General features: G+C 36.1%; 27 protein-coding genes and 3 pseudogenes. 21 read left to right on the top strand and 9 right to left on the bottom strand.

Annotated features, from left to right (window positions below):
- Positions 1–150 precede the first annotated feature (150 nt).
- Together ACQKMH_RS23840 and ACQKMH_RS23835 are read left to right on the top strand one after the other, a co-directional pair.
- A complete protein-coding gene (locus ACQKMH_RS23840; protein ID WP_427589826.1) occupies positions 151–561 on the top strand; it encodes a phosphate-starvation-inducible protein PsiE in 411 nt (136 codons plus the stop codon).
- 21 nt (positions 562–582) lie between these two features.
- Positions 583–936 (top strand): DUF2294 domain-containing protein, encoded by a 354-nt coding sequence (locus tag ACQKMH_RS23835; RefSeq protein WP_427589825.1) that lies wholly within the window; start codon positions 583–585, stop codon positions 934–936.
- A gap of 614 nt (positions 937–1,550) precedes the next feature.
- On the opposite strand, the gene ACQKMH_RS23830 is transcribed toward ACQKMH_RS23835, so the two are convergent.
- Entirely contained in the window at positions 1,551–2,435 is an 885-nt protein-coding gene (locus ACQKMH_RS23830) for a LysR family transcriptional regulator (RefSeq protein WP_427589824.1), read from the bottom strand.
- 121 nt (positions 2,436–2,556) lie between these two features.
- Here ACQKMH_RS23830 and hutG point away from each other — a divergent pair, with 121 nt between their 5' ends.
- The gene (gene hutG / locus ACQKMH_RS23825; RefSeq protein ID WP_427589823.1) at positions 2,557–3,513 is read left to right on the top strand and encodes a formimidoylglutamase; all 957 of its coding nucleotides are present in this window, start codon (positions 2,557–2,559) and stop codon (positions 3,511–3,513) included.
- Between the two features lie 236 nt (positions 3,514–3,749).
- Here hutG and ACQKMH_RS23820 read toward each other — a convergent pair whose 3' ends face one another.
- From ACQKMH_RS23820 to ACQKMH_RS23810, 3 genes are all read right to left on the bottom strand, one after another.
- Positions 3,750–4,382: a LysE family translocator gene (locus tag ACQKMH_RS23820; protein ID WP_427589822.1), complete on the bottom strand. Its 633-nt coding sequence runs from the start codon at positions 4,380–4,382 to the stop codon at positions 3,750–3,752.
- Positions 4,383–4,492: 110 nt separating this feature from the next.
- Positions 4,493–5,245 (bottom strand): SDR family NAD(P)-dependent oxidoreductase, encoded by a 753-nt coding sequence (locus ACQKMH_RS23815; protein ID WP_427589821.1) that lies wholly within the window; start codon positions 5,243–5,245, stop codon positions 4,493–4,495.
- Between the two features lie 177 nt (positions 5,246–5,422).
- A complete protein-coding gene (locus tag ACQKMH_RS23810; protein WP_427589820.1) occupies positions 5,423–5,908 on the bottom strand; it encodes a DUF2975 domain-containing protein in 486 nt (161 codons plus the stop codon).
- 485 nt (positions 5,909–6,393) lie between these two features.
- Between ACQKMH_RS23810 and ACQKMH_RS23805 the strand changes: the two genes are divergently transcribed.
- Positions 6,394–6,570, top strand: coding sequence for a hypothetical protein (locus tag ACQKMH_RS23805; protein WP_427589819.1), 177 nt, complete (start codon positions 6,394–6,396; stop codon positions 6,568–6,570).
- Positions 6,571–6,610: 40 nt separating this feature from the next.
- Positions 6,611–6,877, top strand: coding sequence for a hypothetical protein (locus ACQKMH_RS23800; protein ID WP_427589818.1), 267 nt, complete (start codon positions 6,611–6,613; stop codon positions 6,875–6,877).
- An 843-nt stretch (positions 6,878–7,720) separates the two neighbouring features.
- On the opposite strand, the gene ACQKMH_RS23795 is transcribed toward ACQKMH_RS23800, so the two are convergent.
- On the bottom strand, positions 7,721–7,936 hold the full coding sequence (locus ACQKMH_RS23795) for a hypothetical protein (protein WP_427589969.1): 216 nt from the start codon (positions 7,934–7,936) through the stop codon (positions 7,721–7,723).
- Between ACQKMH_RS23795 and ACQKMH_RS23790 the strand changes: the two are divergent.
- A pseudogene (locus tag ACQKMH_RS23790) lies at positions 7,931–8,086 on the top strand (alpha/beta fold hydrolase); the annotation flags it as partial. The gene ACQKMH_RS23795 and the pseudogene ACQKMH_RS23790 sit on opposite strands and share 6 nt — an antisense overlap.
- A 300-nt stretch (positions 8,087–8,386) precedes the next feature.
- Positions 8,387–9,493 (top strand): glycosyl hydrolase family 18 protein, encoded by a 1,107-nt coding sequence (locus tag ACQKMH_RS23785; RefSeq protein WP_427589817.1) that lies wholly within the window; start codon positions 8,387–8,389, stop codon positions 9,491–9,493.
- Between the two features lie 302 nt (positions 9,494–9,795).
- On the opposite strand, the gene ACQKMH_RS23780 is transcribed toward ACQKMH_RS23785, so the two are convergent.
- Positions 9,796–10,968, bottom strand: coding sequence for an MFS transporter (locus ACQKMH_RS23780; RefSeq protein ID WP_427589960.1), 1,173 nt, complete (start codon positions 10,966–10,968; stop codon positions 9,796–9,798).
- 306 nt (positions 10,969–11,274) lie between these two features.
- Here ACQKMH_RS23780 and ACQKMH_RS23775 point away from each other — a divergent pair, with 306 nt between their 5' ends.
- The 10 genes from ACQKMH_RS23775 (at position 11,275) to ACQKMH_RS23730 (ending at position 17,125) form a co-directional block, all read left to right on the top strand.
- Positions 11,275–11,772 carry an ester cyclase gene (locus tag ACQKMH_RS23775; protein ID WP_427589816.1) on the top strand — a complete coding sequence of 166 codons (498 nt, stop codon included), beginning with the start codon at positions 11,275–11,277 and terminating at the stop codon, positions 11,770–11,772.
- A 44-nt stretch (positions 11,773–11,816) separates the two neighbouring features.
- Positions 11,817–12,398: a TetR/AcrR family transcriptional regulator gene (locus tag ACQKMH_RS23770; RefSeq protein WP_427589815.1), complete on the top strand. Its 582-nt coding sequence runs from the start codon at positions 11,817–11,819 to the stop codon at positions 12,396–12,398.
- Between the two features lie 360 nt (positions 12,399–12,758).
- Entirely contained in the window at positions 12,759–13,124 is a 366-nt protein-coding gene (locus ACQKMH_RS23765; RefSeq protein WP_377387456.1) for a cupin domain-containing protein, read from the top strand.
- Between the two features lie 91 nt (positions 13,125–13,215).
- Complete coding sequence (locus tag ACQKMH_RS23760; protein ID WP_201183769.1) at positions 13,216–13,665, top strand: GNAT family N-acetyltransferase; 450 nt, start codon at positions 13,216–13,218, stop codon at positions 13,663–13,665.
- Between the two features lie 358 nt (positions 13,666–14,023).
- On the top strand, positions 14,024–14,200 hold the full coding sequence (locus ACQKMH_RS23755; RefSeq protein WP_427589814.1) for a hypothetical protein: 177 nt from the start codon (positions 14,024–14,026) through the stop codon (positions 14,198–14,200).
- A gap of 424 nt (positions 14,201–14,624) precedes the next feature.
- Positions 14,625–14,984 carry a hypothetical protein gene (locus ACQKMH_RS23750; RefSeq protein ID WP_427589813.1) on the top strand — a complete coding sequence of 120 codons (360 nt, stop codon included), beginning with the start codon at positions 14,625–14,627 and terminating at the stop codon, positions 14,982–14,984.
- Between the two features lie 171 nt (positions 14,985–15,155).
- Positions 15,156–15,434: a hypothetical protein gene (locus ACQKMH_RS23745; protein ID WP_427589812.1), complete on the top strand. Its 279-nt coding sequence runs from the start codon at positions 15,156–15,158 to the stop codon at positions 15,432–15,434.
- 582 nt (positions 15,435–16,016) lie between these two features.
- Complete coding sequence (locus ACQKMH_RS23740) at positions 16,017–16,247, top strand: hypothetical protein (protein WP_427589811.1); 231 nt, start codon at positions 16,017–16,019, stop codon at positions 16,245–16,247.
- Positions 16,248–16,434: 187 nt separating this feature from the next.
- On the top strand, positions 16,435–16,626 hold the full coding sequence (locus ACQKMH_RS23735; RefSeq protein WP_427589810.1) for a hypothetical protein: 192 nt from the start codon (positions 16,435–16,437) through the stop codon (positions 16,624–16,626).
- Between the two features lie 331 nt (positions 16,627–16,957).
- Entirely contained in the window at positions 16,958–17,125 is a 168-nt protein-coding gene (locus tag ACQKMH_RS23730) for a hypothetical protein (RefSeq protein WP_284469609.1), read from the top strand.
- 625 nt (positions 17,126–17,750) lie between these two features.
- On the opposite strand, the pseudogene ACQKMH_RS23725 reads toward ACQKMH_RS23730, so the two are convergent.
- Both ACQKMH_RS23725 and ACQKMH_RS23720 read right to left on the bottom strand, forming a co-directional pair.
- Positions 17,751–18,003, bottom strand: a pseudogene (locus ACQKMH_RS23725) (Tn3 family transposase); the annotation flags it as partial.
- A 157-nt stretch (positions 18,004–18,160) separates the two neighbouring features.
- Positions 18,161–19,042, bottom strand: a complete 882-nt coding sequence (locus ACQKMH_RS23720; protein ID WP_185150971.1) for a LysR family transcriptional regulator — start codon at positions 19,040–19,042, stop codon at positions 18,161–18,163.
- A 134-nt stretch (positions 19,043–19,176) separates the two neighbouring features.
- Between ACQKMH_RS23720 and ACQKMH_RS23715 the strand changes: the two genes are divergently transcribed.
- The 3 genes from ACQKMH_RS23715 (at position 19,177) to ACQKMH_RS23705 (ending at position 22,442) form a co-directional block, all read left to right on the top strand.
- On the top strand, positions 19,177–20,109 hold the full coding sequence (locus ACQKMH_RS23715) for a PhzF family phenazine biosynthesis protein (RefSeq protein WP_427589809.1): 933 nt from the start codon (positions 19,177–19,179) through the stop codon (positions 20,107–20,109).
- A gap of 214 nt (positions 20,110–20,323) precedes the next feature.
- Positions 20,324–20,797 carry a RidA family protein gene (locus tag ACQKMH_RS23710; RefSeq protein ID WP_427589808.1) on the top strand — a complete coding sequence of 158 codons (474 nt, stop codon included), beginning with the start codon at positions 20,324–20,326 and terminating at the stop codon, positions 20,795–20,797.
- Between the two features lie 379 nt (positions 20,798–21,176).
- On the top strand, positions 21,177–22,442 hold the full coding sequence (locus ACQKMH_RS23705) for a cation:dicarboxylate symporter family transporter (RefSeq protein ID WP_427589807.1): 1,266 nt from the start codon (positions 21,177–21,179) through the stop codon (positions 22,440–22,442).
- A gap of 1,125 nt (positions 22,443–23,567) precedes the next feature.
- Here ACQKMH_RS23705 and ACQKMH_RS23700 read toward each other — a convergent pair.
- Entirely contained in the window at positions 23,568–23,927 is a 360-nt protein-coding gene (locus ACQKMH_RS23700) for a hypothetical protein (RefSeq protein WP_427589806.1), read from the bottom strand.
- Positions 23,928–24,038: 111 nt separating this feature from the next.
- On the opposite strand from ACQKMH_RS23700, the pseudogene ACQKMH_RS23695 reads away from it, so the two are divergent.
- Positions 24,039–24,310 (top strand): annotated as a pseudogene (locus ACQKMH_RS23695) (aldo/keto reductase); the annotation flags it as partial.
- Between the last annotated feature and the right edge of the window lie 88 nt (positions 24,311–24,398).

Here is a 24,398-nt window from a genome sequence, read left to right as displayed (position 1 = left end):
GGACTATCTTATTATCGATCGCTGTGAGTATGTTCTTTATTAGCGCATGCTTTTTTGCATGATTTGCAGTGGAAGGTAGAAATCGAGCTAAATTATTTTTTAGGGCAATTTCATTTAGATAAGGAGATATGATAAAAATGGAGGATACTGATGTTTGGGCCATACAAGTTTAAAAAAGCTAAGTGGCTGATAAAACTGTATCAAACGGTGTTGAATACATCATTGATTATACTTAGTTTTATTCTTATATATTTTCTTTTTCGGCAACTTTACTACATTTTGAATGATGTTTATTGGGGAAATAAGGATGTTCATGGTACTTTCAGTAAAATATTAATATTTTTCTTATATTTCGGATTCATTTCCATGATCGTACAATATTTCAGGGAAGATTACCATTTCCCATTAAGATATCTTATTTATATTGGGATTACAGCTACCATTCGATTTATCATAGTAAATAATGCAAATTCAATCCAGACTTTATGGTTAGCTGCGGTGGTATTTGTACTTACAATAAGTTATCTAATGTTACCTCACCCGGAAACTAAAAATGATTAAAGGATAGATAGGAGAAATGGAATGAAAAAAAATAGAGAACATCAATTCAATATGTTACTTCGTGAAATACGCAAGGAGTATGTTGGGAATGGACCAAAGGAAATCACTACTCGTCTTGTAGGTCCTTGGGTAATTAGTGAGATGAAAGGTAATCTGACGAATGTTGAAAAGTTTATGATGGGCTCCACAGAAGGACAGCGGATGGTTCATGAAGCACGAACTAAATTAGTCAAGCAAATTTATAAGGATCCTGAAGTTCTGAGAAAGATTGAGGTAATGATGGATGCGAAAATTCTAAGCATCTTTACTGATATTAATATAGACATTGATACTGCGATGACGATTTATGTGTTTGACAAACCTATTCAGACATAGTCTAGCGCCGTTCTCGATTAAGGGAGTTTCAGAAGTAAAGGTTTTACCCATGAAGCATAAAAGTCCAATCTTTCATTTATGACACTGAGATTTTATAGTGGGGGAAGGCCACTGGATTGAGTTTTAAGAAATTTGATAACGTATATAAAACGTTCCAATGTGCGAACCAACCTTATTAGTAGTGGCTGGCTAAGCATTTCAATGTATTGCATGCTTTGATTAGCCACAATTATAAAGGACACATATTTGAACGTTTTTTGGCGAACATGATGTAGTGGAAGAGGGAACACCGAAAAAAATTTGTGAACCCAAAAGAAGTAAAAACGAAGAAGTTCTTAAAACGGGTCTTGCTCGGAGGATTGAATTTTTATACTTAAAGAGTTTTTACATGGTTCTCGAGTTATTCTATCAGCCCGTTATTCATAGGAGAAGAAATGGAACAGCCATGTTTTTAATCAATACGATATTCATACTTGGCGTGGAAGTTTGAATGAATAAAAGAAAACACATGAAACTCCGACAAATTAGGGGTGGGAAACCTTCATAATTGGCAGGAAGCCTAAAGTGTTTTCCTTTCATTCAATAAGGGATGGAACGGTGTATTATTCATTAAATTACATCTTAAAAAAGCTACGTATCTCTTCAACTAATTTACATACTGCAGGAGACAGATATCGATCTTTCAAATAGGCCAGGTAAACCGTTCTTTCCAAAAAATTCGAATCGATTGCACGAATTACAGTATTGGGTGTTACAGCGGATTTTATATAGCTTTCCGGTAAAATTGTAACCCCAAGTCCCTCTTCCACCAAACTGCAAGCTGTTTCAAGTCTTTCTATTTCGTAAAAAATATTGGGATTTACGTTTTCCTCTTTAAAAGCTTTCAAAATATCATCTCTTGTTTGAAAACCAGTTGTACTGATGATCAATTCTTTCTCAGCAAGGTCTTTGAAAGTGATGGAACCTTTTTCATTTAAGTCATCATCTTTATGAACCAAAAGCATGAATTTTTCATTATAGAGGGGAATAGATATGATTTCATCGTTGTTAATTGGCTGGTTCGTGATGGTGAAATGTCCATTATACTGATTCAAGAAATCGATAACTTTCTCTTCCCCCAAGATTTCTTTAACTTTTATATGAATATTAGGATATAGGATTTTAAACTTCCTGATGATCTTGGGGAACCAAAATTTGAAAGATTCAATGGAGCCTATAGATATTGTTCCACTTCCAACCTGCTTCATTTCCTCAAGTTCCACTTGCATATTATTGAATCTTCTAAGTAAATCCACAGATCTTGTATAAAAAATACCGCCTGCTTCCGTCAACTCCAATCCTCTTGTATTACGTTCCAAAAGCTGAAAACTAACTTCTTTTTCTAATTTCATGATGGCATTACTTAAGGAAGGTTGAGAGATATGAAGTATTTTAGCCGCTTTAGAGTAGCTCTTTTCATGAACGATCGTAATAAAATACCTAAGTTGGCGAAGATCCATATATTCTCCTTTCTATAGTTTTAAACTATGGATATATTAAAATTTTGTATTGGTAATTATATATTATCTCAATTATAATTTTAAAAAAAGATATTTCAGAATTTTTTATAAAGGAGAAATTATGTATATTAAACCGACTTTAGAATATTGGAATGGAAGAGTGGATTCCCAGACTGATATGGACAGCTTCAGATACCACCAAAGAGTCCGCTTGGCACAGATATCCGATTTAACCATCTCTGACAAAGCTTCCAGGACCTTTGGTATGATAGGCTTCAAATGTGATGAAGGTGTCAAACGGAATAAAGGCAGGATTGGTGCTGCAGAGGGCCCTGAACATATAAGGCAAGCGCTGGCAAAATTACCTTGTCATTTATCTTCGCAAACAGAACTGGTAGATGCTGGAAATGTGGTGTGTGAAGGTAAAGAGATGGAGGCCGCACAAGCTCAACTTGGAGCAGCTGTTGCCCAGTTATTGGAGAGTAAAACGATACCTATCATTTTGGGCGGAGGACACGAAACATTTTATGGCCATTATCTTGGGATTAGAAAATACATTGGACCAAATGCTAGATTAGGAATTATTAATATAGACGCTCACTTTGATATGAGACCTTATGAAATGGAAAGTTCGTCAGGAACAATGTTTAAACAGATTTTGGACGAAGATCACAGTTGTGGATATTTATGTGTTGGAATCCAAAAACAAGGCAATACGAAAGCACTCTTTGAAACGGCCAAAAGAAGTAAGGTAGAATACATATTGGAAGAAGAATTGTCATTGAACGAAATGAATGATACTACGCAACGGATAAATGAATTTATTAGTAAAAACGACTTCATTATCCTTACTTTGTGTACGGATGTTATTGATTCAGCCTACGCACCTGGCGTAAGTGCACCATCGCCGTTTGGACTGAATCCGAAATTGGTCCGTTCCATAATTAGGCATGTCGTATCAAATGAAAAGATCCTTTCCTTTGATGTCTCGGAAGTGAACCCTTCGTTGGACGAAAATAATAAAACCGTTACATTGGCAGCACATTTAATAAATGAGGTTTTGCTGCATTTTAAATAATATATGGATAGGGATTAGGGGCAACTCCCAACAATGACAAATCTGCCATTGCAAGTAAATCTGCTCCTTCAAGATACGTATCTTATCCGACGGATTCTTGGGCATTCCCTATTAGATAATGATTTAGAACAAACAAGAAGCCCTTCAGGATAAAATCTGAAGGGCTTCACATCATATATGAAATGACTTCAACCAAATTGAATATATGAAGGGGGGCATTGTTGATTTATTCTAGTTTAATGAGGAGCTTTTGTTTGCAGCAGCTTTATCCCCATTACGATAAATATCATTCCTGTAATTTTGTTTAAAATAGTTCCTATCTTTTGGTTTCCTCTTAGTTTTTTTGTAACGTAGGAAGAAAAATAAGCAATAAATAGACACCATAACAGGCCAGTGATCGTAAAGGTCAGTCCTAGAATGATAAATGGGACTGGTCCTGAAGCCTTTGTATCGATAAATTGCGGAAGAAACGCAATAAAAAACAAAGAAACTTTTGGATTTGTAAGACTTGTCAAAAGCCCTTGTATGTATATTTTCCTTATGTTTAGCTGGTTGGTAGCGGCATCCTGAAAAGCTAAATTTGTTTTATCAAACAACATTCTAATCCCTAAATACACTAAATAAATTACACCAACAATTTTGATGATATTAAATAAGAGAATGGATTTTACAAGTATGATTGATAAACCAAACGCAACGAACAACGTGTGAGTCAAAGATCCAGTAATAATACCTAAAACAGAATAAACACCTGCTTTTCTGCCTTGAGAAATACTTCTCCCGACTATATACATTGTGTCTGCACCTGGAATTAAATTTATTAAAATTCCAGTTAATAAAAATACCTCATAATTTATTACTCCATACATATTATGCACCTCTCTCAATTTTAGGGGTGCCCTTATCGATATTACAGTATCCCGTATGAGAAAAAAAGAATTTTTTATCACAGGTTAAATGTTTCTTCGTTAGCAGGGAATTATCTTCCACCACTAACATTTATTATCTCTCCTAATATGTAGTTTGAAGCATCGGATGAAAGGAAAGCTATACTTTCTGCTATCTCAATTGGTTTTGCTATTCGTTTAATTGGAATCGCTTCAGACATACGGGCAAGACGGTCATCATTTGGTGCGAATTTTTCATGGAAAGGAGTTTCCACTACGCCAGGAGCCACTCCATTTACAATGATTCCGTGTTCGATTAGTTCCCTGGACATGCCAATCGTCATCGTATTTAAAGCACCTTTCGTCGCCGCGTAATGAATACTTTCGCCGGCACCACCAATTCTTGCAGCTGTTGAAGAGATATTAATAATTCTCCCTTTTTTTCTAGGGATCATATACTTTAAGACAGCTTGTGAACACAAAAGGACACTCGTAATGTTTAGCTTGTATGTTTCTTCCCACAATTCTTCACTTGCATCTAGAAATGTGCTCTGTCGAATGCCACCAGCAGCATTATTTACTAACACATCAATTGATCCAAAGTAATCTACGGCTTTTTTAACCATTGCATTTACTTGTTCTTTATTTGTAACATCAGCCTGAATTGATATTGCTTGTCCACCATTTTCATGAATATTTTTTATAACTTCTAAAGCACTTTTCTCATTTGAACGGAAATTAACGACGATTCTTGCTCCTTTAGATGCAAGTAATTCAGCTGTCGCACGACCAATACCAGAACTTGCACCAGTAATTAAAACCACTTTCCCCATTAAGTCTTGCATGTTTTATCCCCCCAAATGGATTTCATAAGAAAACCGCCTTGGTGAAAAGACGGATAATTGAGCTATCGTCCCCGTAGTTAAATAAGTTAGTTGTGTCTGTTTTTATTGAGTGTCTTCGTCGCTTTTGTACTCCAAAAATCACCTGGCTAACAATCCAAAGTCTTACATATCCATTAATCATTCATTTTTTGACTTTATATCTGGGACATTTTTTAATGGCTTTTGAAGTGCGTCCACAATGGCTGCGATGATACTTGTTGCTAAAATCCCCATTAGACATAATGATGTAGGACCCGCTGCATCATCACTACCTGTAACTTTAGCAAGCACCCTTAAGCTTACTATTCCTAACAAAATGAGGAAAATGACTGTAAAAGCACATTTCTTTATAATCTTCAAAGATTTAAGGGATAATTCAGAGAAAGCATTGTTCTTTTCGATGTAGGTTAATAGTTTATATGCTTGATACAACGCAACAGAAAACGCAATACAGAATCCGTATGCACATACTAAAAAGGGGATTAGGAAGTAAGCCGTATCTGGATGTACCCTTGCATCTTTAACGGCTATCTCAGGCAACCAGATACACAAAGCAAGCACTGCAATTCCAGCCAGAAAAATAATTACCTTTAAGAAAGTGGTTGAACCTCGTTTAACATTCATTTAAAACACCTCACTTATTTAGTGACAACATGATTTTAGCATATAATTTATCGTTTAACAATAAATTTATATTGTTTTTATTTATATTATTATTGTTATTGAAATATCCTTTTAATTTTGACAAAAATAAAAAGCACTTCTCATTACAAAGAAATGCTCTTACTTTAAAATGTTAAATTTACAACTTGTTCAACAAAACTGCCCGTTAGCTTAACAAGAATAAGCAGAGAGCCGAAGGTTGGTATTCGTGTCGGTCACAGTAAATAGGCTTTATCTTCTTGCTCTAGTGAAGTTTGCTTTTAAATTATTTTAGAAATAACCTCGATAGAATATATATTTCGTTCTAATATGCAAGTATACAAGGTGATCCAAAATAAATGTTTCAAAGTGATTTGATTATGATATGAATTGTATACAGGATGAGTTGAAGGAAGTATGGTGATGAATACAGAATAAGTCAATAAGATGATTTAGGAGGGAATTGCATGACATACTTGGAACAATTCGCACGTAATCGGAGAAGAAGAGAAAAGACCGAGGTATTAACCGCACGCATTCCAGAAAGCTTGTACGGTGATTTCAAAGGTTACTGTGACGAACTGAATTTATCTATCAGTGAAGCGGCTGGGTTTACTGGTAAAAAATGGAATAGAAGGGAGTGAAAGGGTATCTGGAGAACTAGCAATCACGGACGAATACAAAATGAATGATGATGTAGTCGATTTGAATACAGAGGTAGTCAAAAAGGTTGCAAAAAGAAGTAATTCAAATACAAATAGATTCGTAACGACACAATGGCAAGTACACGCACAGCTTCCATGTCCATATTGTGGTCAGTGGTTGGCAGCGACTAACTTCTCGAGACATGCCAAGCGACACTTAACAACCACACAGGATATTTTCACGAATGAGAAATTTAGAGAGAAAATCAAAGAAATGATCCAGGCGAAAAAAGAAGAACTAAATTAGAAATTATTGTCATTACTAGGGTGACCCACCAACTGCTTTAGTCGTCAGTGATGTCTTATGGTATTTAGCATTGTACAATCTCTTCGGAGTACGGACTCCTGAGGAAATATCGATTGTCAGCTTCAACCATGCTCTTTTCTCTTAACTATCATTACCTGCCTTTTCTTCTATAGACATTAATATTTTCGATTTGGGATATCAGGCCGCTAAAAGCATAATACAAAAGTTACAAACTGGAGATACTTCTCCTAGATCCATCATTGCACATCATTTTGTGGAAAGGCTTTCATACAAATCAATTAAACAAGACTAATAGGGAGAAGAATTTCTGGCGAATAGCCTCCCACGCACACACCAAAGTACAAACATTAAGGCGTTACAGTTTTAGTCTTACGTAGTTGTAAATATCGATGAATAGATATTCTTACCCCTGATGATTTCGAGGATTTTGTATGGATTTTGGTCATGCGCAAATTTACAACAGATATAAAAGTAGAGGATGATCAAGAAACTGATATTAAGATTATACTGAAATAGTAGATAATGAGGGCATAAATCTATGAAGTTTAAAAAAAGGTTTGAAAGAAAATGATGATACACTAATAAGCAAACTGTTTGAACAAAATGAGGGTTGGGTTAATGTATGGACCGGTTAAAATGAGTATCCTGAATTAGGTATAAAATTGAGGGGAGCATTAGAGTTTAAACTCCATTCGATGATTTAAGAGAGCCTTTTGGCTCTTTTTATTTTTAAAAAGTTTTAACTTTGTAAATTTGTGTTTTGCTGTCCTATCCTACGCCTACAGGGAATATTTCTATTAGGATCATGGTCCTTTGCTTACTCTAAGCTATATTTATATTATGTAAACTGGGGGATTGCTGCTGTTGACCAACCTGCTTAAGCTTTTCAGCTGCTTTACCGAGATAAACTTTAAGAGAATTAGTTGAAAGTTCTTGAATGGATATATTTCCAAAACTATTCACCAACAAGTTAAATTGGACGTTATAGGTCTTTAATGTTTGTGGAGAATAACCTTGGATTTGCTTATCTGCCTTCACGACAAAGTTATTCCATTTGCACAAGCTCAGGAATTAAACCAACAAATAAGAAATTCACAGCTTGTTCCGTTTCATTACAGTGGTCATGGTCCTTTCTGGGAAGAACGTGACAAGTTTAATCAGCAATTGAGGCAATTTATTGGCTGGTAGTCCTCTTCAGCTAAAGGGGGTATTTAATGGAATAGGACATTATAAACAAAACACTCAGAGATCTTTCACTCTGAGTGTTTTTTTATGCCAATTGTAATGTTATTTACATTGATAATTCGGTTGCTAAATCTGTTTCGATTTTGCTCTCTAAATGCGTTTTTGTACTTTAAAACCGAACTACTTATTAACTTGTGGAAGTCTTTTTCCTGAGACCTTTTATATGGGGGAAAGTTAATTCGTGAATAAGTTACAAATTTTCTTATCAACTTAAGGTATATACAAATTAGAAGAAGGTGTATTATGGCGAAAAATTGTTATCGGTTATTCACCATCATTTCTTTAAGCATGGCGTTATTAATAATGTCATCCTGTAGTCAATTACAACGAAAAGAGGAATACAATAAGAATAAAACTCCTCGTGAAGTTTTAGGTTTCTACACAGAACAGGAAGGAACGTATCCAGGGTCTCAACCTACAGTTAACTCGCAATTCACCAGTTTAAGCATCATTGCACCCTTTTGGTATAAGCTTGATGATAAACGTCCAGGCAGTCTTATAGTTTCCGTTACAGAAGATCATAAGATAAAGGTTATTCAGAGTGCTCATAAAAAACACCTGAAGGTATATATGGTTGTACATAACCTCTTCTATGAAACCGTGGAGAAGGGCAAGCAGGTAGCGAGTAATGTACTCGAAAACGATAAGAACCGCAATGTTTTCATTCAGAACTTACGCAATGAAATGAATCAGTTAGAATATGACGGTATTAATATTGACATGGAAAATTTGTATTTGACTGACCGAGATTCCTTTAGTCTGCTGATAAAAAAATTGTCTGATGCTGTGCATCGTGATGGAAAAGTAGTTACGGTTTCAGTCCCTGCAAACACAGGTGATTCCCGTGCTAATCCCTGGTCACGGTGGTTTGATTACGAAAAGCTTGGTCTATATTCAGATGGGTTAATGATTATGACATACGATGAACACAACCCAAGAACAAAACCCGGGTCAACAGCATCAGTCAATTGGACAGAAGCAACGATTCGTTATGCTTTGAAACATGGCGTACCACCATCAAAAATTTTACTCGGTATCGCTGGGTATGGATGGGACTGGGATACGACAGCAGATAAAGCCTTGTATAGCTCCTACGCACAGTTAATGGATCAGAGAACAAAATATAAAGCTAAAGTTATATGGGAATCCCGTTCGCAAACACCTCATTTCAGTTACGTTGATCATAATCATCATAGCCACCAAGTTTGGTTTGAGAATAGCGATAGTCTGCGGTTTAAGTTAAACCTAGTAAAAAAATATAACTTGCGGGGAATCGGGATTTGGCGGCTCGGCTTAGAAGACCCAAAGTTCTGGACCACTATACCCGAGGAAATAAAAGTAAAAAAGTGATGAATGGTCCTCTAAATCCTGAACTTGTTAAATTGTGAAGATTTGTACTTAAACTAACGGGGCAGTTTAGTTTAAGAGCGCTGTTTGATCTTTGTTCAACAATTGGGCCATTAAATCGAATAAGTGTATATTTGAAATAAAGCTGCACTGCTTTGAAAAAACTCTGTATATAAGCGTGCGTTTGTTGAACAAGAAGTAAAAGGGGTGATACATATTATACATGACTAATATGTATCATCCCTTTTTGTAACTTTGTATGATTTTAGGTCTTGAAAAATTTCAAACCAACATAAAAATCGGTATTATTTCTCTCTAATCTCCTCCGTTAGACGGTAGGTTATTACCCAATACAAAAGGGCCAAAGCGCTGACAGAGGCACCAAATAGACATACTCCGATCCATCCATAGTTTGCGTATATATTGGTTGAAACAATTGAACCCATGGCACTGCCGATGGAATAAAAAATCATGTAAGCAGCAGTAAGTCGGCTTCTCGCTTCAGGACGCACTGTGAAAATCATACTCTGATTGGTGACATGTACTGCTTGCACAGCGAGGTCAAGAAAGATAACACCAATAACTAATGCGATTAGTGAGTGTTCGGTATAGCTGATTAGGAACCATGATGCTAGCAATAAAACTAGGGCTATGCAGGTTGTTCGCTGCCCTAAACCTCGATCAGCCAGACCCCCAGCACGAGCAGCAGCTAATGCTCCGGCAACTCCAGCAAGACCAAACGCTCCAATAGCGGTATGTGAAAGAGAGTATGGTGGAGCACTGAGAGGAAGCACCAACGAAGTCCACAATGTACTAAACGAGGTAAAAATCAGCAGAGCCAATACTCCGCGGATGCGTAGGATTCGTTCTTGCATGAACAATGTGAGCACCGAACGAAGGAGCTGCGGATAGGATAGTGACTCTCTTTCGCTTTCATCACGCGGGAGGACTCGGAATAACACGCCAGTCATGATGAGCATCATGGCTGCAGAAACTAGATAGACCGAACGCCAACCGGCGAGATCGGTTAGTACACCAGCGAATGTTCGTGCGAGCAGAATGCCAATCACGACTCCACTTTGCACCAAGCCGACTATACGTCCACGCTCGGCTGGGGCAGCCAAAGTCGACGCGAACGCTACGAGCACCTGAGTCACCACAGCAAGCAGTCCGACCGCAGCTAACCCCGTGAAAAGCACTGTGATGATGGGGGCAATGCCAACCACAATCAGAGACAACACGGATAAAAGCATCTGACCGATGATTAGCCGACGACGATTCAGTAGATCACCGAGTGGTACCAGCAGTAGCAGTCCTAGCGCGTAACAAAGCTGAGTAATGGTAATGACAATGCCGATGGATGAATGGGCGATACCGAACTCGGTCGCCAGAGAGTCTAGCAACGGTTGTGCATAGTATATGTTGGCGACAGCCATCCCACAGGCTGTTGCAAACAATAGTGCCATATAGCGAGTCATGGTTGATCCGGATACTATTTGTAACTGAACCGTTTTCGTATCATGATCTTCAACTTTTATTGTTGTTTTTTCTTTAACCTTCACCTTTACCATTACTTACATCCCCTTTTGTACTTAACAGTATAATATATCGTTCGGTATGAAATAATTCCTTATAAGGATAACCAACAAAACGTTTTGATGTCAAGTTAGTTATGCAGTTATTTGAATGCTGTCCTTGAAAGAATCATCACAATTTGACAATAGAACTTTAATTAAATAAAATCATAATATACCGATTGGTATTAAAAGGAGGATTAATTATCCATGAATCAAATACCGGGGAATAACGAATTAACTGAATTATCTGGGGGCGATTCACCATCTCCAAAATTCCTACAGACAAACGAACAAATTATAAAAAGCTTCTTTGAAGTTGTCAGATCAGGTTGCAATCCCGAACAAGCTAAGTTTTTTATGGCGAAAGAGGTAAGAGCACATCAAGTGAATTCAGAAAGCATGGTGACAATTAAAAGGTCACCTGAGAATTATGCTGATCATATAAGAGAAATGATAGATTCATGGGGGAAATTTAAAATTGAAATTCAAGAATTAATTTCTCAAAATCAAAAAGTTCATGTCAGATGGAAGCAGACAGGAATGCATATTGGAGAGTATGAGGGTTATCTGCCTACAAATAAAGAGGTTATTGAAATAGGTAGTGCCGTATACCTATTAGAGGATCGAAAAATAGTGGAATACTGGATTCAAGTGGACAGATTCGGAATCATTGAGCAAATAAAAAAGAATCAAGAACAAGATTAATAATCTAGTGAAGAAATTTTGTTTTTTGAAATGAGGGATTTATTATGGTTCGACAACGTGAATTTGATGAGGAAAAAGCGTTGGATAGTGCTATGTTGCTTTTTTGGGAGAAGGGGTACAAGGCTACTTCGCTAAGCGATTTGACTGCCAAAATGGGGATACAACGACCAAGCTTATACTCAGCTTTTGGAGACAAAGAGAAATTGTTTGAGGCTGCATTACGCAAATATACAAAGATACATGCTTCCCATATTCGAACAAAACTTCAAAACAATCTATCTGTAAAGGAAGCATTTCACACATTTTTTGAAGATTTGGTGGAAGAGGAATATAAAGAAAGTCCGAACAAGGGATGTTTTTGCATTAATACAATGGTGGAACTTGCCCCTCACGATGAAAAATTTGAAATCCTTACAAGGGAGCATCAGATGTATCTTTCGATCATATTTCAAGAAACGATTGTCCGAGGTATTCGCTCAGGTGAGCTCGAAAGCAGCCTTAATGCTAAAGTTTTAGCACAAACACTAGTCGTTTCATTAATCGGACTTACCGTGTTGATGAAATCCCGTCCAGAGCGTTCATTTGTAGATAATTCTGTAGCGATGATATTATCATTATTAAAATAAATTTATCAAAATTCCAGTTTTATCAATCATGTCAGTCTCTGTGAATAAATGGGGTTTGTATAAAGCTCAATCTATAAAATCGATTGCAGCTGTAATGCTAATTAAAGGGAGCGATTCTTGAAGAAGTTTCGCTTTTCTTATAGAACTAACGGGTGCTTTAGTTCATTAACAGGGGGTGCTGCGGCAGCCTTTTTCTTATGGAACTAAAGGGGCAGTTTAGTTCAAGAGTGCTGTTTGATCTTGCTCAACAATTGGGCCATTTTTTTGGAAGACAGCAGAAATTTTGAGATCTTAATCAAAATAGTAATTAATCTATCGAAGTTGTAAAATAAAGGTAAGAATAGTTCTGGGGGGATTTATATCAATTATAATGCTATTAATCTAAGCAAGAAACTGTCCAAATTCAGTGAACACTGGTCGCCCAAAGTCATTGGTGAAATGAATGACTATCAGTTTAAGTTAGTTAAGATTCTGGGGGATTTTGTATGGCACGATCATAAAGACACCGATGAGGCATTCATCGTGATAGACGGTGAGATGTCCATCGCATTCCGCGATGGAGAGGTTAAACTTTCCAAAGGAGAAATGTATGTGATACCAAAAGGTGTGGAGCATAAGCCTTATGCTGAAAAGGAATGCCATATAATGCTGGTAGAGCCTAAAGGTGTAGTCAACACTGGTGAAACTAATTTAAAACTAACTGCTGAAAATAACATATGGATTTAAACCAATAATTCAGTTACTTTCTTTGGATCAACATATAAAAGGTATGCTATGGGGCTGGTCAGTTGTAATTTTATAAAGGAGTTGTGAGAAGTTGAAATATCGTAAAGCAAATATCGATGATATTGATAAATTGGTCGAGTTAAGAAAAAAGCAATTAGTTGATGAGGGGATAGAACCTAATATAGATATTGATAGAGAACTATATGTTTTCTTTAAAAATAAACTAAGTGATGGTACTTTAATTCAATGGCTAGTGGAAGATAATGAAGAAATTATAGCTTGTGGTGCAGTAATTTTTTATGAATTTCCACCTTGTTACACCAATAAGACTGGAAAAAAGGCTTATATCACAAATATGTATACTAATGAAAATTATCGTGGGCAAGGAATCGCAACAAAGCTGTTAACTAAATTAGTTGATGAAGTTAAGATTTCAGGTATTTCACAAATATGGCTTGGGGCTTCAAAAATGGGTAGACCTGTGTATAAGAAGTTTGGTTTTATGGAAACTGATGAATTTCTAGAATTAAATATTTTTTAATAATTTGTGAAGTATAACACTTAAACTAACGGGTGCGTTAGCTGAAGATTAGAGCTGTCTTAAGGCAGCTTTTTCTTATACAACCATCGGGGCAGGTTAGTTGAAGAGTGCTGTTGATCTTTATTCAACAATTGGGCCAGTTTGTTAAAGATACTTCTTAAAGACGCTTGGAAATTTATGTTAAAATAAGGGAGGTATACATCAATCTAAATCAGCTGTGAAATTTAGGAAGGGGAGTAACAAAAGATGGCATTTGCCGTAGGGTATGGAATTGCATTTATAGGAGTACTTGTAGCTTATCAACTTAGCAAAGGCAAGTCGAAAAAAAGGGAAATGTATTGTTTGGGGCATCGCTCTTATGTTGGCAATTTCACCATTCTTATCTTTTGCGATTGGTTTATCATACGCATTTATTGTTGAGGATCCTTGGGCAACTTTGGTTATGTGGTACTTGTTCCCAATCGGTTTCATCATAGGACTTATTATGCTACTGGTAGGCATATTTAAGAAAAAAGAAATAGAGAATGTCATGTAACTTCTTCAACTAAAGGGCGCGATTCTTAAAGAAATTTCGCTTTTTCGCTTTTCTTAATGAACTAACGGGTGCGTTAGATCATTAAGGAACACAAAAATGATCAATATTTTTTATAAAAGGTTAATCCAAATATATATTAAAAGGGCATTTTTGATTAATTTTTTTCAAAACATGCCCTTTTATTTATTCATTTATCAGGGTTTCTTGTATTAATTTGACCAAACTTTGTTTCAAAGCTACATAGCCCTTTAAGGGATCCTACCAGCAAAACTTTTGGAAAACATATGTTAAGGGAGTATCCAACATTTTAACGTAAAACCCAAGCAAGTAAGGTTTAAATACACGATGAATCTCCATAAATAATTTACACATTTTTACATCTATTTTTAATGCATGTTTTACACAAACTAAAAAGGGTGATGAAATGTATGATACAGCTTTTTATCAGAAATTCTTAAATACGGGATTCGGTTTTGCAGTATTACTCTTAATTGGAATAGGATTTATTGTTTTAGTATGTTGGTTACTATATAAGTCGGAGGATAAACAGAAAACGAACTCTCATAATATAGGTTCAGGTAGTTCTGATGTTTCATCTGAGTCAATTTCAAGTAGTACAGGTGAGGATTCAACAGCAACCAATGGTTCCAGTTCTTCTAATGTTGATTCAGGAAGTAGTTCTACTGGTTCTTCAAGTAGTTCTAGTGGGTCAAGTTCAAGTGGTGCGGTTGCAGTATCAGCCAATTCTTCTAGTTCTTCTAAAAGTGGTGGTTCTTCTTCGTAAAATAACGTGGTGCTGGTGACGATTATGGGGCGATTGACTTTTACTTAATGCGGGTACCGCCATATCGCTTCAATTTTAAATTTTATGCACACTGACTTCTTATAACATTTTTCGTTTTGGGGGTGACCTGTTTCATATGGCTGTCCCCTAGCATTAAAAGGTGGTATTGGAATGAGTAAGAGAATAGTCAAAGGGATTTTTATAGTAGCTTCCACACTTTCATTTTTAAATGGAGTGTTGATAGGTTTTCGTCTTATGTTTTATCCAAATGTAGGTTTTCCTGATTCGGAAGACTGGAAGTCCATGCTTTTTTATTTTGGGTATGGCTTATGGTCACAGTATATCGCCTTGCATTCGTTTAACGAACAAGGCGATCAAGAGGAAAGTAATAAAGTTGTTAAAACAAACCTTTCCCCTTCTTTTGGGGGGTGCGAAGGCTGTCGCTTTTAATGCGTTTAACTTAATAAAGAACTGGGTATGGAATGACTGTTAATCTGTTACTAAGTTAAAGACGAAATTAAGAGAGAAAGAATGGCAGGATGGGCGAAGAACTCTACATAGTAAAACGATGGATAGCTTACTGTCACTCTACTCAACGCCATGTGAATCCTTTGGTAGGGACGGATGAAAAGAAAGAAAGAATCGCTACTTGTACGGGTATCGAGGATTGCTGCAGCGATTGTTTGTTTCTTCTTGGTTCTCAATCCATAAAGGAATCAAAAATGAAAACATCAACCTTATTAATTCAATTCTCAAAAATAAATAAATTTTTATAGTTCACTTAGGAAACATAAAGTTATATTTCTAATTTCATTTTAGAACCGTCCCAAAATTGGACAGTTTTTTTCTACTTAAGAAAGTAGCTACGACGCTTTTCTTATTGAACCAACAGGTGTGTTATCTTAAAATCAGAGCTGTCTTTAAGGCAGCTTTTTCTTATGGAACTAAAGGGGCAGGATAGTTTAGGAGGACATAACTTGTATTGTAAACTGGAATTTAGATTTGAAACCAAAATTCATCCTGGAGGAAACAATGATAACAAAGTTTGAAACCCGGTATTTTTACATTATTAGCCCTTATGATGATAATTTTATTAAGTGGAACACAGTAAAAGGAATTCTCAGCGAAGATATAAATGATGACTACAACGTAATTTCCGATTTAATGTCTATGGACGTTAGAGAAAAATTTGGAGAAGAATATGAAGTTTGGGAAATTACCAAAGAGGAATTTGAACAAAGAATTAAGCCTGAAATGAAATAAAGTTCCTTAATCAAAACGGGTGCGTTAGCTGAAGATCGGAGCTGTCTTTAAGGCAGCTTTTTCTTATGGAACTAACGGGGCAGTTTAGTTCAACAAGGAACTTCCAGTTTTCGCACAAATGAAAAGGTGTTAAATGATATGATTAAATAAGAAATTGTACAGAACTTAATAGGGGGAAAGAGAAAAATTGTTTAAAGAAAATAAGATTTTGTATTTATATATGTTTTTTGGAACGGTAGGTATAGTCCTTGTAGGATTAGGAGCTTTGAGGTATCAAGTAATCGTTTCTGATTTTGATTTTGAAGGATACATATTTACATACTTGGGTTTTACTTTAACTATTAGTTACATATATTACTTAGAAAAAAAGCAGGGATAAGCAATAAAATAACAAGGATTAAAATAGCTATTACTTTTGCTCTGTTTGTTATTAGTTCATATTTTTTGTATCTCTAATTCTTCTTATAGAACTAACGGGTGCGTTAGCTGAAGATCAGAGCTGTCTTTAAGGCAGCCCTTTCTTATGCAACTATCGGGGCAGGATAGTTGAAGAAAAACAAGAAGGAACAGAAGAAGTAGATTTATTCGCATAAACGATTGAGGTTGAACGGTTGGCCGAAGTATAAGGCTGGCCCCAATCTCTTTTTTAACGAATTTATTCCTAATTTTTGTTAATATGTATAAATATAGGAAACAGGGAGATGGTTTTGTTGAAGAAACTGAAGAAATTAGATATTGATCCCGAATTACTCGAGCAAATTAAGGTTGGTGCTTTAGTTGTTTGTGCAGTAAGCCTTTGGGTTATCGCTTACCAGGTATATACATACTTTGGAGATCTTATTGACCTTTTAGCTGCACTTGTAAACAAAGGGAATTGAAAGGAAGAATTAAATTGTCTACTATAATTAATATATTAGGTTTCGTGGGTATTTTTGGATTCATCATTTTTTTAGCCATAGCAAAAACTATAAAAGATAAATCCAAAAGGTAGTTGAGTAAATAAAGGGATCGTATCAAACGTGGATTCATCAGGAATACGGATCAAATGGGATATGAAGGAGTCCTGGGATTACCAGGCCTTTTTTGTTGCGTTTGTTATACATAAGATTGGGATATAAACAAAAGCCCCCAGGGAGCCACTTCGGGGCTTTTTTACAGTACCGTGGAAACTAGAAAAATGGGATAAGATCATAGTTTTGGTAAGTTAGCAAAAAAATCATCAATACTTGAGGTAGTTCAGAATTTAACGAATTAAGTGACAGACCGGAAGAAAAGAAAAAGGCTTATAGAACTAACGGGTGCGTTAGCTGAAGATCGGAGCTGTCTCTAAGGCAGCTTTTTCTTATGGAACTAACGGGGCAGGATAGTTCTATAAGGGGTACCGCCAGCAAAACGCGGATTTTCAACGTTAAGGGGATCTGGATACAAAAAAAGCCGATTTTCACCATGTTAAGGATGTAATCGGCTTTAGAACTATTCTTGATTTAAAGACCTCAATGTTTCTTAGTCGGTAACTTCTTTTTGATCAAAGCGATATTCTCCAAGGAAGTTGATTTGTTCCCATCCTAATGGTGATATATGTTTTAATAAATCCACTCGTAACATTCCATTACTCTGTAGTAATTCGGTAGCTTTGCTTAGATAAACGGTATTCCATACACTAATTGCATTAATCAAAATGTTCAAAGCACTCGCACGTTGCAATTGTTCCTGTAGAGCACGTTCTTAGTTCTCCATGTTTTCCAAAGAAGATGGCTCAAGCCAGAAACAGCTACCCTGTCATCAGGCCAACAGGTTGCTAATTAACCAATAGATTTTCAAGTAGTGAAGAGACTTTCTCTGTTTCAATTTCATGATTTATTCTTTGTGTTTCTCAAAATTCTGCTATGCTTTTCCTCAGTTCATATAATAAATTAATGCTGACTTTCTATACCTTCATGTTTTATTGTATCCTCAAGTAATTTTAGCATGGGTTCCATAATGTTATCTCTTCTATAGATGAATGAAGTAGTTACAGTAGCGTCTTTTTTCGGAATAGGGTGACAACGAACCAATCCATTTGCCTCATATGGTTCAGCATAGGTTTTGACCATTAAAGCAATACCTAACCCTGCTCTTACACAATTCAGTATAATATCTAAGTTTCCAAGTTCATTAATTTTTGTAGGAATAATTCCTTCATCTTGTAACCAGGACTCAAACTTTAATCGATAATAACAGCCTGGCCGATACAAATACAACTTCGAATCATACAAATCCTTCAACTCTTTTATCGGGGGGTGAAGTGGATGGGTGACAAAAACAAGTTGTTCATGAAAAACTGTTTCTTGAACAATTTCCGGATGATCTACATTACCGGCTACAAAAGCGCAATCAATTTCGCATTTTAACAAAGCTCGCATTAGTTCTTCGCTTGTGTCTGTTACTAAGGTTATGTCTACATCTGGGTATTCCTCATGATAAGTAGAAAAAAGGAGAGGAAGTCGAACGGTTGCGGTGGATTCAATTGCACCAATTATTAAAGAACCACTAGGGGTTGAAGTATATTCGAAAGCCCTTTGAGCTTCGTCAAATAAAGGAAGAATTTTATCGGCGTACGAAAGCAAAGTTCGTCCTGCTGAAGTTAGAGAAATACCTCTATTGTGACGGTGAAGCAATGGTGTATGAAGTTCTTTTTCCAGATGCTGAATCCGGGTAGTTACGCTAGATTGTACATAGCTCAATAAAGATGCAGCTTTAGATATACTTCCCTGATGAGCAACGGTACGGAAAATTCTCAAATCCTGAATATCCAAAGAAAGTACCTCCTGTTGGTGTTTTGGTATTGGTAAAATCGATATCTGGTATCTTTTATGTTCATTATACTTAATACCAAAAAGAACGTATAGTAAAAATGTATTTGAGTATTCCAAAGAGGAGGATTAACAAGATGAATATGAAAAAAATCATTTTACCCGTCACTCACACAAGAGTATTTTCTGCTTCTCCCTACGGAGGAAATCCATGCCCGGTTGTATTTAATGCAGACCAGCTCACTTCGCAGGAAATGTGCACAATTGCAGCCCAGTTCATGCAGGAAACTGTGTTTGTATGTAGCCCTCAAAACGATGGTTCTGATGTGCGATTACGTTATTTTGTACCAAACCATGAAATGGAGATGTGTGTTCATGCAACAGTAGGTTGTACAACTGTTTTAATTCAGAAGGGGTTTCTTAACAAGACTACAGTCCAAATAGAAACACCACTGGGAATTATCTCTGCCAATTCTGAAACGTCTTCCGATAATCTTCTTAATATTATAGTTGAGCAGTTTCCTCCTCGGTTTTCCCAGGATAATCCGAGCATTTCTCAAGTGGCAAAAGCGTTGGGTATTAATGTTTCCGATATAGATATTACTGTTGGACCAGTCCAGTCAGTCTCAACATCCAGAGCTAAGCTTATGGTACCTCTAAAAGATTCGGAAGTATTGAACAGTCTAAATCCTGATTTTGAATATCTTTGGGAAATTTGTGACCAATATGAAACGACTGGTTTTTATCCTTTTTCCATTGAACACCGGGAAGAAAGTCCAATAGTTTCTGCAAGACAATTTCCTAAGCGAGCCGGGTACAATGAAGATTCTGCAACGGGTGTAGCTGCCTGTGCACTAGGATCTTATTTAGTCGAGCACCATGTTTTCAAAGAAAAAGAATCTGGTTGGCATAAAGTGCAAATCAATCAAGGTTTTTCAATGAAAAAGCCAAGTGTGATTTATGCGGAAAGTTTCGTACAAGGTAGTGAAATAATAAAAACTCAAATTATGGGTCAAGCAGTAATAGAATCAGATAAAACGATAATGATCGACAAGACCGTTCAAAATTAATGCCTATTTTTGTTACTGACTTAATAACGATAAAAATTTGGGGACATCAGATGGAACACTGACTAGCCTTATTTTACGAAATTGATTCTAAATCAATAGATTAGACAATATTGATACAAGAGTTTCACCTTAACGTTGTAAATTGTCAAAATCCTGACGCTAACCCTATAAGGGAAAAGCGCGAAAAAGTATTGAATGAGGTGGGAAGATGAATTTGGCTAAAGGTCAGATAGAGCAAAGATTAGAAGAGTTAGGTTTTACCCTTCCTCAACAGGTGAAAAGTGCAGGTAATTATGTCCTTGCAAAAAAATATGGGAATTTATTGTATATGAGTGGAGTTACTTGTAAGATGAATGGTCAACTTATGCTGACTGGAAAATTGGGAGAACAAGTAACGATTGAGGATGCCCAACAAGCAGCTCAATTATGTACTTTAAATCATCTTAGTATTGTACGAAATCATCTTGAGAATCTAGATCAGGTAGATCAGATCATTAAATTGGTAGGTTATGTAAATTGTGTCGGTAGCTTTCCGGACATGCCAAAAATCCTTGATGCTGCCTCAAGTCTCTTGATTGATGTTTTTGGTGAAAAAGGACAGCATACAAGAAGTGCGATTGGAGTCCAGTCGTTACCTGGAAATGCAACTATTGAGACTGAGTTGTTGATTGCATTAAGAGATTCATGACGTTCTACACGATGCGTTCGAGAAATCATTTAATTGAAAACTCAACATATTAGGGACGGAATTAACAGATTCCGGTCCGGTTAAATTTAAGAAGAAAGCTAGCGGAGCTTACCAACTCACTAGATAAATGATGAAAAGGTGTTTAATTACCATGGAAAAGTAGTTATGAAGAAGATTGGTTCGGCTAAGCAAATAGAGGATTAACGGGGATGGAATATAAATAGGGGCATACCCCCCCTATTTATATTGTGGTAAGAAAGGGCGGATAGCAAATTTTCATAAAAAAATCAGTGCAGGAGTTTGGGCGGGATCTGTATTTCTCGTTCAGTCGTTTCAGTGTTCCCTATACGAGTGAGTAGGAATGGGAGGAAAAAATAAAATGAAAAAACTCGGATTGCCACTCCAGATCTTAACTGGTCTTCTTTCGGGTATTATTGTAGGTGCTGTTTTCTATAAAAATCCTGGAGTTGAAACGTATTTAAAACCTTTAGGTGATATCTTTCTACACTTAATTAAAATGGTTGTTGTTCCCATTGTTATTTCTAGTATTATTGTTGGGGTAGCTGGATTTGGTGATGCGAAAAAGCTTGGAAGCCTTGGTTTTAAAACCATACTCTACTTTGAAATCATTACCACTTTGGCCATAGTTTTCGGAATCCTTTTTGCAAACATCTTTCAGCCTGGGACGGGCATCAATTTAAGCGAACTTACAAAAGGCGATATTTCAAGCTATGTAGAAGCAGAAAAGACAATTGAACAAGGTGGAAATTTAGACTTTATAATTAATATAGTTCCTACCAATATTTTTGATGCTATGGCAAACGGACAGTTATTATCTATTATCTTCTTTTCTTTATTATTTGGATTAGGAGTCGCAGCTATCGGTGAAAAAGGAGAACCAGTATTACATTTCTTTACAAGTGTTTCACATGCAATGTTTCATGTAGTGGGTCTTGTCATGAAAGTAGCCCCATTTGGAGTTTTTGGATTAATAGGTGTAACTGTTTCTAAATTTGGTATCAGTTCACTTATCCCCTTGGGGAAATTGATTCTTGTTACTTATGGAGCCATGTTCTTCTTTGTTATAGTTTGTTTGGGTTTAGTAGCAAAGCTATTTAAAATTGATTTTATTAAGATGCTAAAATTTCTTAAGGACGAATTAATCCTTGTGTTCTCTACAGCTAGTTCTGAAACTGTGCTTCCAAAACTAATGGAAAAAATGGAGAGATTCGGATGTCCGAAATCAATTGTTTCTTTTGTTGTCCCAATAGGATATTCTTTCAATCTAGACGGCTCTACTTTATACCAAGCAATTGCTGCAATATTTATTGCTCAACTTTATGGAATTGATATGCCTTTAACTGAACAAATTACTTTAGTTTTACTTCTTATGGTGACATCTAAAGGGATTGCTGGGATTGCTGGCGCATCTTTTGTTGTACTTTTAGCCACTTTAGGAGCTGCTGGTCTACCACTTGAAGGCTTTGCATTTATCGCAGGGGTTGATTTTCTATTAAATATGGGGCGTGCTACTGTAAATGTAGTAGGAAATGCACTAGCTGTAGTAGTAATGACCAAATGGGAGAAACAATTTGACTATAAAAAAAATAAACACTTAATATTAACAGATAAAGAAGTCAGCTAGTAAATTTAACATTATTCATAAAGGTCTACCTTATTATCAAAAAGGAACACTACGGTGTAGATAAAACTAAAATTGTAATCGTTCTCTTTAGTCACTACTTTGATCGTGTTTTTAATTATGACCTTTTTGATAACGCTTACTTTGGTTCTGGTGTAATAATCATTTAATAGAGACATAGAGTCTACGTAGCCTGTTTAATTTCGGACTATGAAGCAATTCCAAACAAGTTAAGTATAAATTTGGAATAACGTAGCAACAACTGAATTACTCTCTTCAATTGCACCTAAAAAGGTATATTGTAAGCGTATCACTCCAATGATACTAAACAAAATGAGCTGGATTCGATAGGGAGATGATTTCCAAACAACAAAGATATCTTTTGTCATAATTAATAAAAACGCTATAACAATATTCCAGAATCAAACGAATAGTTAATAGATGCAAAATACAATGTAATAAAGAGGCATTTTAAAATGTCTAACGGTGACTAATTTTATTATGAAGATATTCTATTTGCATATTTTACTGAAGAGATTGTGATATATTGTACTTAAACTAACGGGTCCGTTAGTGAAATAGGAATTAAGTGATTTTAGGACTGAGGCCATATTTTAGTTATTCTATTAAAGGGCGCGATTGTTGAATATTGTGTAAAAGGGCGATACATATTAGTTATGTCTAATATGTATCGCCCTTTATTTTTTATGACTTTTTACAATTTAGGTCTTAATAAGTAATGAAAAAACTTTATTTTCACTTAACGTCTGAAATAACTCAAATGGATTTCATAGCGAACATATATGTCTTTGAAATGTGTGTCTGCAGATAGAAAAATAATAATTTTGACCACGATGATATGGGCGAAATATAAAATAACCTGCAAGGCACAAGCACAAATTAATTTCGACCAACTAATTTTATATCTATAACCGTTATATATGAATCATCATCGAAAGGATGATTAGATTTCTGTAATAACATTTGTGATATAAACATTTCAAAACACCTCATAATAATTTTAACACTTCAATAAATGTAAATTTACTGGTAATTAGAGTTGGTTTAAGAAATGTACAATACGAAGAAAAAGCGAAAAAAAAGAGACAGCAATATGCTGTCTTTTTTTCACCACCTACAAATCCAAGTCCAACCAAATCCATGAACCCATACTCTCCTACAGCGGGGAACCCATTGCCCGTGTTCCCAATGTCCGCCACCATGACCACCGCCATGACCACCACCGTGTCCGTCCCATTGACCACCGCCATGACCACCACCGTGTCCATCCCCATGTCCGCCACCATGACCACCACCGTGTCCGTCCCATTGACCACCGCCATGTCCGTCCCATTGACCACCGCCATGTCCGTCCCATTGACCACCGCCATGTCCATCCCATTGACCACCGCCAGGGCCCGGTATTCGTTCTCCGTCTATATAATAAGGCACATTATAAGGGTTAAAAGCGTAATTATAGTTATACATTCAAGAGATCCTCCCTTTTTGTTTACCCTTTCAGGCTATGTACAAAGAGGGGTTAGTGTCCTATATGGACAAAAAAATTGGGCTGCCTATTTATTGTTGTCTAAAAAAAGAGAAACCGTGGGAAGGGCGATTAAAAGAAGTAGTGTGCCACATGAAGAGTTATTCATTACTACTAAGTTAGTGATAACAGATACTAATTATGCAGGGGCAAAAAGAGGTTTTCAAAATTCATTGGACGTTTAGGACTAGATTATATTGATTTATATGTGATTCACCAACCATATAATGATTACTATGGTGCTTGGCGGGCTATGGAAGAATTTTATCGAGAAGGTAAAGTTCGAGCAATTGGTGTTGATAATTTTCAACAAGATTGTTTAGTCGTTTAAATTCTTTCCTAATTTCATTTTTGCATATGCAATGATTTTTTCGGATTTCCATGTATTCAAGTGGCATATCAGCAATAGAAAT

It is taken from the genome of Peribacillus sp. NPDC097895 (assembly GCF_050277555.1).
GTDB lineage: Bacteria > Bacillota > Bacilli > Bacillales > DSM-1321 > Peribacillus.
Note: the sequence above shows the minus strand (reverse complement) of the source record. Positions and strands in the feature narration are given on the sequence as shown.

Coding starts and splice junctions, on each gene's coding strand:
- hutG (WP_427589823.1), top strand. CDS start 2,557: ATGTATATTAAACCGACTTTAGAATATTGGAATGGAAGAGTGGATTCC.
- ACQKMH_RS23750 (WP_427589813.1), top strand. CDS start 14,625: ATGTATGATACAGCTTTTTATCAGAAATTCTTAAATACGGGATTCGGT.
- ACQKMH_RS23745 (WP_427589812.1), top strand. CDS start 15,156: ATGAGTAAGAGAATAGTCAAAGGGATTTTTATAGTAGCTTCCACACTT.
- ACQKMH_RS23810 (WP_427589820.1), bottom strand. CDS start 5,908: ATGAATGTTAAACGAGGTTCAACCACTTTCTTAAAGGTAATTATTTTT.
- ACQKMH_RS23705 (WP_427589807.1), top strand. CDS start 21,177: ATGAAAAAACTCGGATTGCCACTCCAGATCTTAACTGGTCTTCTTTCG.
- ACQKMH_RS23780 (WP_427589960.1), bottom strand. CDS start 10,968: ATGACTCGCTATATGGCACTATTGTTTGCAACAGCCTGTGGGATGGCT.
- ACQKMH_RS23770 (WP_427589815.1), top strand. CDS start 11,817: ATGGTTCGACAACGTGAATTTGATGAGGAAAAAGCGTTGGATAGTGCT.
- ACQKMH_RS23830 (WP_427589824.1), bottom strand. CDS start 2,435: ATGGATCTTCGCCAACTTAGGTATTTTATTACGATCGTTCATGAAAAG.
- ACQKMH_RS23840 (WP_427589826.1), top strand. CDS start 151: ATGTTTGGGCCATACAAGTTTAAAAAAGCTAAGTGGCTGATAAAACTG.
- ACQKMH_RS23785 (WP_427589817.1), top strand. CDS start 8,387: ATGGCGAAAAATTGTTATCGGTTATTCACCATCATTTCTTTAAGCATG.
- ACQKMH_RS23805 (WP_427589819.1), top strand. CDS start 6,394: ATGACATACTTGGAACAATTCGCACGTAATCGGAGAAGAAGAGAAAAG.
- ACQKMH_RS23820 (WP_427589822.1), bottom strand. CDS start 4,382: ATGTATGGAGTAATAAATTATGAGGTATTTTTATTAACTGGAATTTTA.
- ACQKMH_RS23835 (WP_427589825.1), top strand. CDS start 583: ATGAAAAAAAATAGAGAACATCAATTCAATATGTTACTTCGTGAAATA.
- ACQKMH_RS23775 (WP_427589816.1), top strand. CDS start 11,275: ATGAATCAAATACCGGGGAATAACGAATTAACTGAATTATCTGGGGGC.
- ACQKMH_RS23815 (WP_427589821.1), bottom strand. CDS start 5,245: ATGCAAGACTTAATGGGGAAAGTGGTTTTAATTACTGGTGCAAGTTCT.
- ACQKMH_RS23715 (WP_427589809.1), top strand. CDS start 19,177: ATGAATATGAAAAAAATCATTTTACCCGTCACTCACACAAGAGTATTT.
- ACQKMH_RS23755 (WP_427589814.1), top strand. CDS start 14,024: ATGTTGGCAATTTCACCATTCTTATCTTTTGCGATTGGTTTATCATAC.
- ACQKMH_RS23800 (WP_427589818.1), top strand. CDS start 6,611: ATGAATGATGATGTAGTCGATTTGAATACAGAGGTAGTCAAAAAGGTT.
- ACQKMH_RS23700 (WP_427589806.1), bottom strand. CDS start 23,927: ATGTATAACTATAATTACGCTTTTAACCCTTATAATGTGCCTTATTAT.
- ACQKMH_RS23740 (WP_427589811.1), top strand. CDS start 16,017: ATGATAACAAAGTTTGAAACCCGGTATTTTTACATTATTAGCCCTTAT.